This is a genomic window from Vibrio maritimus (genome assembly GCF_021441885.1).
In the GTDB taxonomy this organism is placed as follows: Bacteria; Pseudomonadota; Gammaproteobacteria; order Enterobacterales; family Vibrionaceae; genus Vibrio; species Vibrio maritimus_B.
In genome coordinates this window covers 71,022-84,806 of the sequence record NZ_CP090440.1, presented here as the reverse complement: position 1 = coordinate 84,806, position 13,785 = coordinate 71,022, and the positions used below count along the sequence as shown (strand labels likewise).

Below are 13,785 nucleotides of genomic sequence, written 5' to 3'. Positions count from 1 at the left end.
CTGTGGCAAACGTATACAAGGTCCTATTAGAGTCGTCGTATCTCATCTCGGTGCTTGAAACCTATAAGCTTCGAGTCTATCCGTGTTAATGTGACATCAAAAGGGAATCCGACGTCCTCAAACACTATTGGATCTAGTTATCAGCTCTTTATTCTCTAACTTTACGAAAAAAGCCGTACCTACTCGAGTAGGTTAGGTTATCTAATTATCCCTAACACAAATAACATTTGTACCCAAATAGAGTGCATCAGCTACGAAAACACCAGGTTCATACCGTATTAGCTCTCCTGTATGTCCATTTAAATAAGGATAATCATCATCTGGGTCGGAAAAATCCGCCGTATCCACATATTTGCGTGAAATACTATGATAGGATGTGCCATTAATTAGAACAGTATCATACTTCCCTCCCTTATACCCCCCGTCTATAGCAGCTTGACTTGTTGACCGTGTTTGAGCAACCTCTTCTCCGTGACGCAAAAGATCCGCCAATGGCCGTATGGTTTCATAATGCCCTCTGAGGTAAAAATCACGTGCACCCGATCTATTTTCACTATTATGATACTTATCCTCATCAAAACAGGCGGCCTGACCTCCAAGACAATTTGTAAGGAGACGATAAGGCTCTTCGGACCAACGTCCATCTCTACCAATTGTTCTTATATTTCCCTTGGGATTATCACACATACCATCTATACAATAATATATCAGTTCACTTTGCCAAGTAGACTCTTCTGTTCTCCTAGCATCTGAGAAGACACTTAGTAGATTCTTGAAATCTGTTGCCTTCAACCACCGATGAACATCTTTCCAATGAGTGCTATGATAAGGTGAGAAAACGTATCTACCGACGCCTTGGTATACGATTGATTTAGTCTCATAATCGTCCACTACGCCTGAGCCATAACTACTTGCGCCTTTAAGCAGATTTTTCGATGAAATCGGGTAGTCATCCAATACTCTATCACCACCCGCAACGTTGAACGCTGTTTCACCTCGTACTAGCTTTCCTCCTAGTACGAGGTACATCGTTGGCCTCTCCTCTGAATATAAGTATCCTGTTGTGATTGGAGCCAATGAAGAAGACCCGCCCGGCGTTTGATGGACAACATCTCGATAACTAACTCGCGAACGACGTGAGTATGGCACTGTCGCAATGGTGGTTAATGCTAAATTATGAAGCCCTTCAAACTTACTCTTTAGGTCTTGATTCGACAAAACTTGTTCAGGTGACAAATAAGCACCTCTCGACTCGCTACACTGCTCTTGCAAATGAGCATCCCAAGTACCATCGACTTCAAACTCTCCCGAACTAGGTGTTGAACCATAAGACACCAAATCCGACATATATACCTGAGCTGGTAGTCCGCGGAGGTAAACTGAATCACCGTATAAAACGTTTAGATCAAGCCGAGAGCTCACTGTCGCATCCGACTTTAGAGCAAAGTCAACATACGCCTGCCCTGGGGCTATTCCTATAGCTGTCAAATCACTCACCTGAAGAATATCTGCGTCCGAGACCACAACATCTAACGAATCTATAGTTACATCGTGTTCATTCCCATCCGCATCCACCACTTTTGCAGACACAGTATATGGGGTATCAATAAGCAGTGTTAATACTTTAGGATCAATTTCGAGTTTAACTGCAGTGATAAGAATATCAGTTACCTCAATATCAACAATTTTCACGTGCCCATTAAACCTCGCGATTAATTGCGTTTGCCCCAATGATATCGGAGTCAATCGTCCTCCTTCACCTGATACCACGATACTCTCATCAGTAACATCCCACGATACCCACTCCGTCACATCAACATAATCCCCGCTGGACAATTTCGCTTCCGCTACTACCAACGAATCAACCCCTAAAGGAATGCTAATAGGGTCAGGAGTAATAATGATTTCTTCAATAGTACCCTCGTATACAGATACACTAATAATGCCTAGGAAAAAGTCACTTTCACTCTCGTAAAACCAACTTATCGTTGAGCTTCCTGTTCCGACTCCCGTAATTGCACCGTCGTCATTAACTACCGCAACAGCTTCATTTGTAGAATTCCACATAGCCAAAGACGGATCGAATGAGCCTGTAGTGTTATTGCTATACTCAGCCGTTAACGTGACAGTTTCTGTAGCATCGACAGTTAAAAGTATATCGTCTAGCGAGCTCGTAATATCTGTAATTACGACCTCTGACTCAAGCGTCACCAACACCGTGTCGGTCAGGTCGTCGCCGCCCGTGACCGCATAAGTGGCCGTGATGGTCGCCGTGCCGCTGTCGCCGTGGGCCGTCACCTGCCCGCTGTTCGAGTCAACCGACACCGCCACCGGGTTGGACGATTGCCAGGTCACCGCCGACGGGTTACTGTCCGTCGTGCCGTCAGTCCAAGTCAACGTGGTGGTCAGCGTCTGGCTGTCACCGTTCGGCAGGGTGAAATCACTCTCGTTAATGTCCAGCTCTTTCGGCGCCTTGCCGCCCAACGTCACCAACACCGTGTCGGTCAGGTCGTCGCCGCCCGTGACCGCATAAGTGGCCGTGATGGTCGCCGTGCCGCTGTCGCCGTGGGCCGTCACCTGCCCGCTGTTCGAGTCAACCGACACCGCCACCGGGTTGGACGATTGCCAGGTCACCGCCGACGGGTTACTGTCCGTCGTGCCGTCAGTCCAAGTCAACGTGGTGGTCAGCGTCTGGCTGTCACCGTTCGGCAGGGTGAAATCACTCTCGTTAATGTCCAGCTCTTTCGGCGCCTTGCCGCCCAACGTCACCAACACCGTGTCGGTCAGGTCGTCGCCGCCCGTGACCGCATAAGTGGCCGTGATGGTCGCCGTGCCGCTGTCGCCGTGGGCCGTCACCTGCCCGCTGTTCGAGTCAACCGACACCGCCACCGGGTTGGACGATTGCCAGGTCACCGCCGACGGGTTACTGTCCGTCGTGCCGTCAGTCCAAGTCAACGTGGTGGTCAGCGTCTGGCTGTCACCGTTCGGCAGGGTGAAATCACTCTCGTTAATGTCCAGCTCTTTCGGCGCCTTGCCGCCCAACGTCACCAACACCGTGTCGGTCAGGTCGTCGCCGCCCGTGACCGCATAAGTGGCCGTGATGGTCGCCGTGCCGCTGTCGCCGTGGGCCGTCACCTGCCCGCTGTTCGAGTCAACCGACACCGCCACCGGGTTGGACGATTGCCAGGTCACCGCCGACGGGTTACTGTCCGTCGTGCCGTCAGTCCAAGTCAACGTGGTGGTCAGCGTCTGGCTGTCACCGTTCGGCAGGGTGAAATCACTCTCGTTAATGTCCAGCTCTTTCGGCGCCTTGCCGCCCAACGTCACCAACACCGTGTCGGTCAGGTCGTCGCCGCCCGTGACCGCATAAGTGGCCGTGATGGTCGCCGTGCCGCTGTCGCCGTGGGCCGTCACCTGCCCGCTGTTCGAGTCAACCGACACCGCCACCGGGTTGGACGATTGCCAGGTCACCGCCGACGGGTTACTGTCCGTCGTGCCGTCAGTCCAAGTCAACGTGGTGGTCAGCGTCTGGCTGTCACCGTTCGGCAGGGTGAAATCACTCTCGTTAATGTCCAGCTCTTTCGGCGCCTTGCCGCCCAACGTCACCAACACCGTGTCGGTCAGGTCGTCGCCGCCCGTGACCGCATAAGTGGCCGTGATGGTCGCCGTGCCGCTGTCGCCGTGGGCCGTCACCTGCCCGCTGTTCGAGTCAACCGACACCGCCACCGGGTTGGACGATTGCCAGGTCACCGCCGACGGGTTACTGTCCGTCGTGCCGTCAGTCCAAGTCAACGTGGTGGTCAGCGTCTGGCTGTCACCGTTCGGCAGGGTGAAATCACTCTCGTTAATGTCCAGCTCTTTCGGCGCCTTGCCGCCCAACGTCACCAACACCGTGTCGGTCAGGTCGTCGCCGCCCGTGACCGCATAAGTGGCCGTGATGGTCGCCGTGCCGCTGTCGCCGTGGGCCGTCACCTGCCCGCTGTTCGAGTCAACCGACACCGCCACCGGGTTGGACGATTGCCAGGTCACCGCCGACGGGTTACTGTCCGTCGTGCCGTCAGTCCAAGTCAACGTGGTGGTCAGCGTCTGGCTGTCACCGTTCGGCAGGGTGAAATCACTCTCGTTAATGTCCAGCTCTTTCGGCGCCTTGCCGCCCAACGTCACCAACACCGTGTCGGTCAGGTCGTCGCCGCCCGTGACCGCATAAGTGGCCGTGATGGTCGCCGTGCCGCTGTCGCCGTGGGCCGTCACCTGCCCGCTGTTCGAGTCAACCGACACCGCCACCGGGTTGGACGATTGCCAGGTCACCGCCGACGGGTTACTGTCCGTCGTGCCGTCAGTCCAAGTCAACGTGGTGGTCAGCGTCTGGCTGTCACCGTTCGGCAGGGTGAAATCACTCTCGTTAATGTCCAGCTCTTTCGGCGCCTTGCCGCCCAACGTCACCAACACCGTGTCGGTCAGGTCGTCGCCGCCCGTGACCGCATAAGTGGCCGTGATGGTCGCCGTGCCGCTGTCGCCGTGGGCCGTCACCTGCCCGCTGTTCGAGTCAACCGACACCGCCACCGGGTTGGACGATTGCCAGGTCACCGCCGACGGGTTACTGTCCGTCGTGCCGTCAGTCCAAGTCAACGTGGTGGTCAGCGTCTGGCTGTCACCGTTCGGCAGGGTGAAATCACTCTCGTTAATGTCCAGCTCTTTCGGCGCCTTGCCGCCCAACGTCACCAACACCGTGTCGGTCAGGTCGTCGCCGCCCGTGACCGCATAAGTGGCCGTGATGGTCGCCGTGCCGCTGTCGCCGTGGGCCGTCACCTGCCCGCTGTTCGAGTCAACCGACACCGCCACCGGGTTGGACGATTGCCAGGTCACCGCCGACGGGTTACTGTCCGTCGTGCCGTCAGTCCAAGTCAACGTGGTGGTCAGCGTCTGGCTGTCACCGTTCGGCAGGGTGAAATCACTCTCGTTAATGTCCAGCTCTTTCGGCGCCTTGCCGCCCAACGTCACCAACACCGTGTCGGTCAGGTCGTCGCCGCCCGTGACCGCATAAGTGGCCGTGATGGTCGCCGTGCCGCTGTCGCCGTGGGCCGTCACCTGCCCGCTGTTCGAGTCAACCGACACCGCCACCGGGTTGGACGATTGCCAGGTCACCGCCGACGGGTTACTGTCCGTCGTGCCGTCAGTCCAAGTCAACGTGGTGGTCAGCGTCTGGCTGTCACCGTTCGGCAGGGTGAAATCACTCTCGTTAATGTCCAGCTCTTTCGGCGCCTTGCCGCCCAACGTCACCAACACCGTGTCGGTCAGGTCGTCGCCGCCCGTGACCGCATAAGTGGCCGTGATGGTCGCCGTGCCGCTGTCGCCGTGGGCCGTCACCTGCCCGCTGTTCGAGTCAACCGACACCGCCACCGGGTTGGACGATTGCCAGGTCACCGCCGACGGGTTACTGTCCGTCGTGCCGTCAGTCCAAGTCAACGTGGTGGTCAGCGTCTGGCTGTCACCGTTCGGCAGGGTGAAATCACTCTCGTTAATGTCCAGCTCTTTCGGCGCCTTGCCGCCCAACGTCACCAACACCGTGTCGGTCAGGTCGTCGCCGCCCGTGACCGCATAAGTGGCCGTGATGGTCGCCGTGCCGCTGTCGCCGTGGGCCGTCACCTGCCCGCTGTTCGAGTCAACCGACACCGCCACCGGGTTGGACGATTGCCAGGTCACCGCCGACGGGTTACTGTCCGTCGTGCCGTCAGTCCAAGTCAACGTGGTGGTCAGCGTCTGGCTGTCACCGTTCGGCAGGGTGAAATCACTCTCGTTAATGTCCAGCTCTTTCGGCGCCTTGCCGCCCAACGTCACCAACACCGTGTCGGTCAGGTCGTCGCCGCCCGTGACCGCATAAGTGGCCGTGATGGTCGCCGTGCCGCTGTCGCCGTGGGCCGTCACCTGCCCGCTGTTCGAGTCAACCGACACCGCCACCGGGTTGGACGATTGCCAGGTCACCGCCGACGGGTTACTGTCCGTCGTGCCGTCAGTCCAAGTCAACGTGGTGGTCAGCGTCTGGCTGTCACCGTTCGGCAGGGTGAAATCACTCTCGTTAATGTCCAGCTCTTTCGGCGCCTTGCCGCCCAACGTCACCAACACCGTGTCGGTCAGGTCGTCGCCGCCCGTGACCGCATAAGTGGCCGTGATGGTCGCCGTGCCGCTGTCGCCGTGGGCCGTCACCTGCCCGCCTGCACTCACCAAAACGTCTGCGCTGTTCGAGCTCCAATTGATTAAGTCCGTCACATCTTTCCGCGATGTGTCACTGTACACCAACTCCGCCTTCAGTTGCTGAGTCTCTCCTTTCGCCAAATTCACGCTCTTCGGACTGACTTCTAAGTCTACTAAACTCACACCTGGATTGCTGATAACGGTTGATTGAACGTTTCTACCTCCGTAAAGGGCTTCAATACTTGCCCCCCCAGACCCGGTAGCAGTTACATTACCTTTGAGAACACGAGCAACTGAAGGTGAATCCGAATACCAATGCCTAATGCTCGATGTGACATCTTGACGCCCAACATCACCAGTATAAAGAGCATCCACTCTGAGTTGTCGAGAGGCTCCTAGACCTAATTCAAAATATGAGGGGTCAATTATTAACGTCTGAACTGTCTCACCTGTCTGCGTGACTACTGAATCGACACTATGGCCTCCATATTGTGCCGTAATCGTCGTAGAACCAAATGTATTATTCCCGGTCACTAGACCTTGAAAAACACTAGCAATGCTATTATCTCCACTTCGCCAAAAGGCTGCTGCAGTGACATCTTCCTCATTGCCATCAGAGTATAATGCTGTCACTTCTAATTGTTTTGAATACCCTTTACCTAAAACGAACGAATCTGGATCTATAGAAAGACGCGTAATATGGGCACTAGACAAGCGAACTGAAGAACTATCATAATGCCCGTGATAGCTTGCAGTAATAGTGGCGTTTCCTACTGATTCGACACCTGTGACTAACCCACTATTTACGAATGCTAATGAAGGTTCACTGCTCACCCATGTTGCTGTTGCTGTAATGTTCTGAGTTGAACCGTCAGAATAATGAGCCCATGCTTCTAACTGTTTTTCGTTGTTCTTACCTAACACAAATTGCTTAGGCAGCACATCTATGTCGACGACAATTGCCGTAGTTAAAGATACTTCTGACGTCGCAGAATAACCGCTGTATTCAGCTGTAATAATCGCGCTACCAACACTCCCCTTACTTTGTACACGTCCATCGAATACATCGACCAACGTACTATCACTCGACTTCCAAGAATCTGCATTGACTTTTTGATAAGTACCATCAGAGTACAGTGCATAAGCACTAAGCTTTCTTTCTTCACCATTTCCCAATACAAACGAATCAGGGTCAATCCATAAGTCCTCTAATGTTGCGCCAGTCAAATTAACCACGGAAGTAGCGGAATGTCCTCGATAATGTGCGGTAATAGATACCTCGCCCGATGAGCCATAAGTGGTGACAAGCCCATCAGTTACACTGGCTTGTGTAACATCACTAGAAAACCAAGAGTTAGAATAAACTTCACGATTGGATCCATCTGAATAAATAGCCCATAGTCTAAGTCTTTGTTTGTCACCAGCCCTTAGAGTAAGTGAAGACGGGTCGATCATCACATCCATAACCACAGCGCTAGTCAATGTTACTTCCGATCTAGCGACATGATTGCCATAGTTTGCTGAAACAGTTACTAAACCAGAACTACTAAGCCCTGTCACCAAGCCATCTTCAATACTCACTAAAGTATCATCAGTCGATCGCCAATTATCAGCTGTTACTTCTCGAATGTGGCCATCAGAATAACGTGCAAATAACTTTAACTGTCTCACATCACCTTTTCCAATAGTAAAAGATTCTGGCACAACAAAAACGTCATCCACACTAGCATCGGTCAGACTAACTCTTGAGCTTGCCGTATAGTCGAGATATTTCACTGAAATAATTGAAGAACCGGAACTCGCGTGACCAGCGACCAAACCACCTCTAACGCTTGCTAGCTCAGGGGCTTCTGACTCCCATGAAGCGATACCATTAATCTCTCTAAAGCCTCCATCTGAGTAATGCGCATATGCTCTTAATTGCCTTTTATCACCATCCCCAAGAACAAACTCTTCTGGCTCAACACTTATCCTTGACACAACACGATCCGTAAGTGTTACTATTGCTGAACCTTCATGCCCTCCGTATGCAGCAGAAATTGTAGCAGTACCAGAGGTACCATATCCTGTTACCCTGCCTTGCTGAACACCAGCAATCAACGGCTCATCTGTTGCCCAGATCGCTGTGCCTGTAACTTGCTGTGAAGAACCATCCGAATATAATGCTATGGCTTGTAATTGCTCAGTTTCACCGTTCCCTAAGAATATCGAATCCGGATCTACCACTACATCTATTACTGTTGCATCAGTTAGTTTAATGCGTGCTTCATCCCTATATTTTCCATAAACAGCACCAATATAGGCCTCGCCCGATGTACCTTTTCCTGTAACTAATCCTTTTACAACCTGTGCTAACAAAACATCACTTGTAGTCCATTGAACTGAAGGAGTGATAGTCTGAACCGTCCGATCCGAGTAATGTGCAATAGCTTCAAGCTGATAAACATCCCCCTCCCCTAAAAGCACAGACTTCGGTTCGATACTTATTTTAGATATTTGTGCATCAGTCAATACAACAGATGAAGAGTCATAAAACTCATCATAAGTAGCGGTAATAACAACTGTACCCGTTTCTTCCCTTGCTGTTACATTACCTTCAACGACACTTGCTTTAAAATGGTCGCTACTTTCCCATTGGCTAGATGCAGTCACTTCTAGTTTACTGCCATCAGAATATAATGCATAAGTTTGCAAAAGTAGTGTGTCGCCTTTAGGAAGTTTTAAAACCTTAGGCTCTATATTAAACCCGGTCATTACCGCATCACTAATAGTCACATCAGACACTGCACTATAGCCCGCGTAGTCTGCAGTTATAGAAACTGACCCCACATTTTTCGCTACAACGTTACCTCCAATACTGTCGGCAACAAAAAAATCACTACTATTCCATTTCGCTGTGTTCGTAACATCTAGCATCGCTCCATTCGAATAATGTGCAAATACCTCAAGTTGTTTTGACCTTCCGTTAGCAAGAGTAAAAACAGCTGGCGAGATAGAAATATTCTCAACCGTCGCATCCAAAACCTCTACATGAGTTCTGGCCTCAAAGCCACCAAAATTCACAGCAAACTCAGCGACTCCAACCTCCTTAGCTGTAACTAAGTTTTCCTCTAACGTTGCAATTGTTGGCTCACTCAACATTTCCCAAGAAGCTCTTGATGAAATGTTTCGAACTTTTCCATCGGAATAATGCGCATAAGCTTCCAATCGTTTTTCACTACCTTTCGCAAGAGCAAAGTCTGTTGGAAAAATACTCAAGTCAACCAGTTGCCTATCGGAAACTGAAACTTCCGCTTTACCACTCTTTATCGCCTCATATTGAGCGTATAACGATGTTGTTCCTGCCCCTACCGCATAACCTAAACCAGGAGGTACTACTGCCAAAACACTGGCATCGTTTCCTCTCCAATCAACGGAATAACTCATATCATACCGGCGAGAATCACTAAAAAGCCCGATGGCAGTAAAATTTATAAATTCATTGATCGATAAGTCCCCGGACTTAGGTTTTATTTCCAAAGCCAACAATTCTTCATCGAAGATATGAATACTTCCCGAGTCACTAAGTTGCTCTAGATATTGTGCCCTGATTTGCGCATGACCACGAGATAGAGCCACTACTACTCCTTCATTGGTCAGACGAATTAATGAATTATCTTCACTCTCATCAATCCAAAAAACCTGGTCGGTAACATCACTAGTAAAATATTCGCCTGTATCATTATCGCGATATAAAGCGAATACCGAAAATTGATAGGATGCACCTATCGGAAGCTCGATAAAGTTCGGCTCTAACAGTACACGCTCTAAACTTCGATTCCACACGTTAATAGTTGAATTATTACTCTCTATTCCATTATACGTTGCCCTTATATGAGTCGTGCCAACAGTTCTACCTTCAACTAAACCATCAACTAAACCAACAATGCCTGTATCGTCAATCTCCCAGCTCACTGACTCGCTTACATCAGCAGTAGATTTATCAGTGTATGTAGCAATAGCTCGCATTCGAGATCGCTCACCAAGGCCGATATCTAAAATTTCAGGAGTGACTTTTATCGACTCAATTTCTTCACCAACAACAGTTACGTTGATGGTACTACTAAAAACATCTCCCAAACTTGCAATCACACCTGAATGCCCAGGGCTAACGCCAATACCCTTGCCATTACTTTGCAAAAGCAAGCTTTCTTCATTAGTACTTGTCCATTCGGAAAGCTCGGTTATATCATCTGTAGTCCTATCTGAATAAACCCCAATCGCACGGAAGTATAACTCCCCCCCCTCTGCAATGGTAAGCTCCTCTCGACTATTTAAAGACTGCGATAGCTCAATTGCGGGTAGAATTTGAATATCCACCAATTCTTTTACATCATCGGGGGTTTCATTTTTAAAAAAAGCCCCTCCGTTATCACATCCAGCAACAAGGGTTATCAAAAATAAAATAATAAAGTAACGAAGCATATCCATTCCGAAAGTCACCTAATAACTAACTTCATCAATTAAAGTTTCTAATACAACATCGACCTCTACACGTCGATTAGCTTGCCGACCCACAAGAGTTTCATTAGAAGCAATAGGCTCAGATTGTCCTTTCCCAATAATTTTTAATCGATCATAATGAATTCCTTCGCTGTGAATAATTTCAGCAATAGACAACGCTCTTCTCTCAGACAAAACCCGATTACTCTCAACGTTACCTGTAGAGTCAGTATGCCCAGTAATAATTGCTGTTGCCTTCGGCTCACTCTTCATTATCTTAATAATTTCTGCTAATTCGAACAAAACAGCCCGATCAACTTGATAGCTACCTGTCTTAAAATAGTTCTTGGATTGATCCAATCGCACAGTAAGCAACTCGACACGTTTAAGCTCATGAGTGTCAGAAATAGGTTTTGGCTTCGCCTGTAGTTTAGAAGCAACACCAAAGCGGTATTTTGCACCGAGCAAAAATTGGTGGCTATCATAGCTACCTATTGCGCGATTACCAATGCCATACAAAAAGCGATAACCAACATCAAAACTAAGCGATTTCTTATAGTCATATTGATAGCCAATGCCAACCAACGGAGAAATACCGTTTCCCGAAAGAGAAATGTTTCGATAATCAGAACTCCAATAAGCCCCGCCAGCACTTCCATAAACAAAGTGCTGCGGATACACACTATAACGGAACTTGGTGCTTACATCCCAAACAGATGTTGACAATGTATAAGAGTTCGCGCTCAATTCAGACTGATATTGGTACCCCAATATTAATGAAAAATATTCATTAAACTCTAGACCAGCAGCAATACCAACTAATGCACCATGAGTTAATTTTGAGCTTAGGTTATCAGCGGCAAGCTGCGTACCAACGTTAGTTTGGGCAAACCAAGTAGGGTCAAACGAGTCTGCCTCCGCAGCAGAGTCTGCCTCCGCAGCAATGGACAAAGAGCTATTGATAAAAAGGAAAGTTATTACAGAGTTTTTGATTTTCATTGTCATTAGTAGGGCTACATAAAAAGGGTGTTAACAAACTTAATTAATCCTCCAATAGAGTAACAATTGTTTGACCTATTTTTGCATTATAAAATAATTATAATAATGACTATGCAAATATTAATTCGTATTTAATAGTGGAATAACTTTACTTTATATTATTTTAATAAATGCAAAGTGGTTTTTTACCTTCTAAAATCAGCAGTAGAAATTAACCAAAAGAGATGATAAGCTATTGAAATATAGAGCAAAAATAGACGTCAACATTGCTGCTAGACAAAGAGTAAACCTTATAATGGATGATTTTCAGAATTTTTATGTATCATTTTCGGGTGGTAAAGATTCTGGCGTGTTGTTAAATATTGTTATCGAAGAAGCTAAGAAAAGAAATCGACTACCTGTGGATGTTCTTGTCGTCGATTTAGAAGCTCAGTATCAACACACAGTCGAGTATGTCGACAGCATGCTAAAGAAGCCAGAAGTGAATGCCTATTGGGTATGTTTACCATTAAGCTTACGGAACTCTGTATCCCAATTCCAACCCAAATGGCTATGCTGGAACCCTGACGAGAAAGAGCTATGGGTGAGAAAGTTACCACCAACTAACTCTGTTATTAATGACGAACGTTATTTTCCATTTTTTAAAAAAGGGATGGAGTTTGAAGAGTTTGTTAATCAATTCATGCTCTGGTATCAAAGCATCAAAAAAACCACTTGTGCAGGGTTAATTGCAATACGAAGTGATGAGTCACTTTATCGATACAAAACAATTAAAAGCAAAAAAAAAGGTAAATTTAAGGGTATTAATTGGACAACTTACGTTTCTCAACATTGTTATTTAGCTTATCCTATTTATGATTGGTCTGTTGAGGATATTTGGGCTGCCAACTCGAAATTTTTATGGTCATACAACCGAATATACGAATTAATGCATAAGGTCGGAGTACCACTATCACAACAGAGACTATGCCAACCCTTCGGAGAAGATCAACGAAAAGGACTTTGGTTATATCAAATTCTAGAACCAGATACATGGCAACGCTTAGTTGGTCGAGTTCAAGGTTGTAACTTTGGAGCAAAATACAGTAAAAAACAGGGACGAATTCTAGGCTATTATCGGTTTGAGCTCCCCGCTGGTCATACTTACCGAAGCTATGCAAAATTCCTCCTTCACAGTATGCCTCCTTATATGGAACAGCACTATCGCGCTAAAATTTTCCAATTTTTGGTTTGGTGGAAAAAGCACGGAAAACACCTAGGCATACGCCATATACCTGATTTTGCAGATAAAAAACTGGAAGCGCAAAAAAAAGTCCCTAGTTGGAGAAGGATATGCAAAGTTTTAATAAAAAATGACTTCCTTTGTCGAGGTCTTTCGTTTGGTCTAAATAAATCGCTATCAAACAAATGCTTGGAAAATTACGACAGTTATTTTCAAACCAATAAGAGGAGTTAATATGATAGATCAAAACATCACCGAACTTGTAGATTCACTTGTTAGGTTAAGTAAACAAAAAACGAATTTCGATTTCGAAGAACGAGTCGCCATTTTCAATAAACTATCGAAAGTTAAACGTAATATTATTGATGTTTATGATCATCCGATACTAAATGTAACTCTCAAAAAGCCTCAACATTTATATGTAAATGATTACAATCCAAATTTTATTGCGCCACCAGAAAAAAAACTATTGCTCCATTCAATTCAAAGAGATGGACTCACATTGCCAATCATCGTTTGTCCAATACAAAAAGACAACAACGTTATTATCGATGGACATCATCGATTTACACTGATTAAAAGTAAACCTAACCTGATTTCAAACCTACAAGGCTATATTCCAACGGTATCTTTAAAACGCGATCTGCCAGAACGAATGTCAGCTACAATTCGCCACAATCTAGCAAAAGGTCAACACCAGGTTGAGTTGACATCACAGTTACTATTGAAGCTAAAGGCTCTAAACTGGACCGATGATGCAATATCAAATGAGCTTGGTATGGATAGAGATGAAATATTGAGAATGCTGCAAACAACTGGATTATTGGAAGCTTTTGGAAATAGGCCTTTTTCGAAAGCTTGGGTATAAAACCGGGAGATGATTTTTTCTC

General features: G+C 47.7%; 4 protein-coding genes. 2 read left to right on the top strand and 2 right to left on the bottom strand.

Going from position 1 to position 13,785, the window contains the following annotated elements; translation table 11 throughout:
• Positions 1–201 precede the first annotated feature (201 nt).
• A complete protein-coding gene (locus LY387_RS25680) occupies positions 202–10,662 on the bottom strand; it encodes a beta strand repeat-containing protein (protein WP_234498106.1) in 10,461 nt (3,486 codons plus the stop codon).
• Between the two features lie 12 nt (positions 10,663–10,674).
• On the bottom strand, positions 10,675–11,679 hold the full coding sequence (locus tag LY387_RS25675) for an OmpA family protein (protein ID WP_234498104.1): 1,005 nt from the start codon (positions 11,677–11,679) through the stop codon (positions 10,675–10,677).
• A gap of 289 nt (positions 11,680–11,968) precedes the next feature.
• Here LY387_RS25675 and LY387_RS25670 point away from each other — a divergent pair, with 289 nt between their 5' ends.
• Positions 11,969–13,129, top strand: coding sequence for a DUF3440 domain-containing protein (locus LY387_RS25670; protein ID WP_234498103.1), 1,161 nt, complete (start codon positions 11,969–11,971; stop codon positions 13,127–13,129).
• A 1-nt stretch (position 13,130) separates the two neighbouring features.
• Positions 13,131–13,763, top strand: a complete 633-nt coding sequence (locus tag LY387_RS25665; RefSeq protein WP_234498101.1) for a ParB N-terminal domain-containing protein — start codon at positions 13,131–13,133, stop codon at positions 13,761–13,763.
• Positions 13,764–13,785: the final 22 nt, after the last annotated feature.

What these genes read in the sequence shown, in the direction of transcription:
- LY387_RS25680 (WP_234498106.1), bottom strand. Translation starts at nt 10,662, where the DNA reads ATGGATATGCTTCGTTACTTTATTATTTTATTTTTGATAACCCTTGTT.
- LY387_RS25675 (WP_234498104.1), bottom strand. Translation starts at nt 11,679, where the DNA reads ATGACAATGAAAATCAAAAACTCTGTAATAACTTTCCTTTTTATCAAT.
- LY387_RS25670 (WP_234498103.1), top strand. Translation starts at nt 11,969, where the DNA reads ATGGATGATTTTCAGAATTTTTATGTATCATTTTCGGGTGGTAAAGAT.
- LY387_RS25665 (WP_234498101.1), top strand. Translation starts at nt 13,131, where the DNA reads ATGATAGATCAAAACATCACCGAACTTGTAGATTCACTTGTTAGGTTA.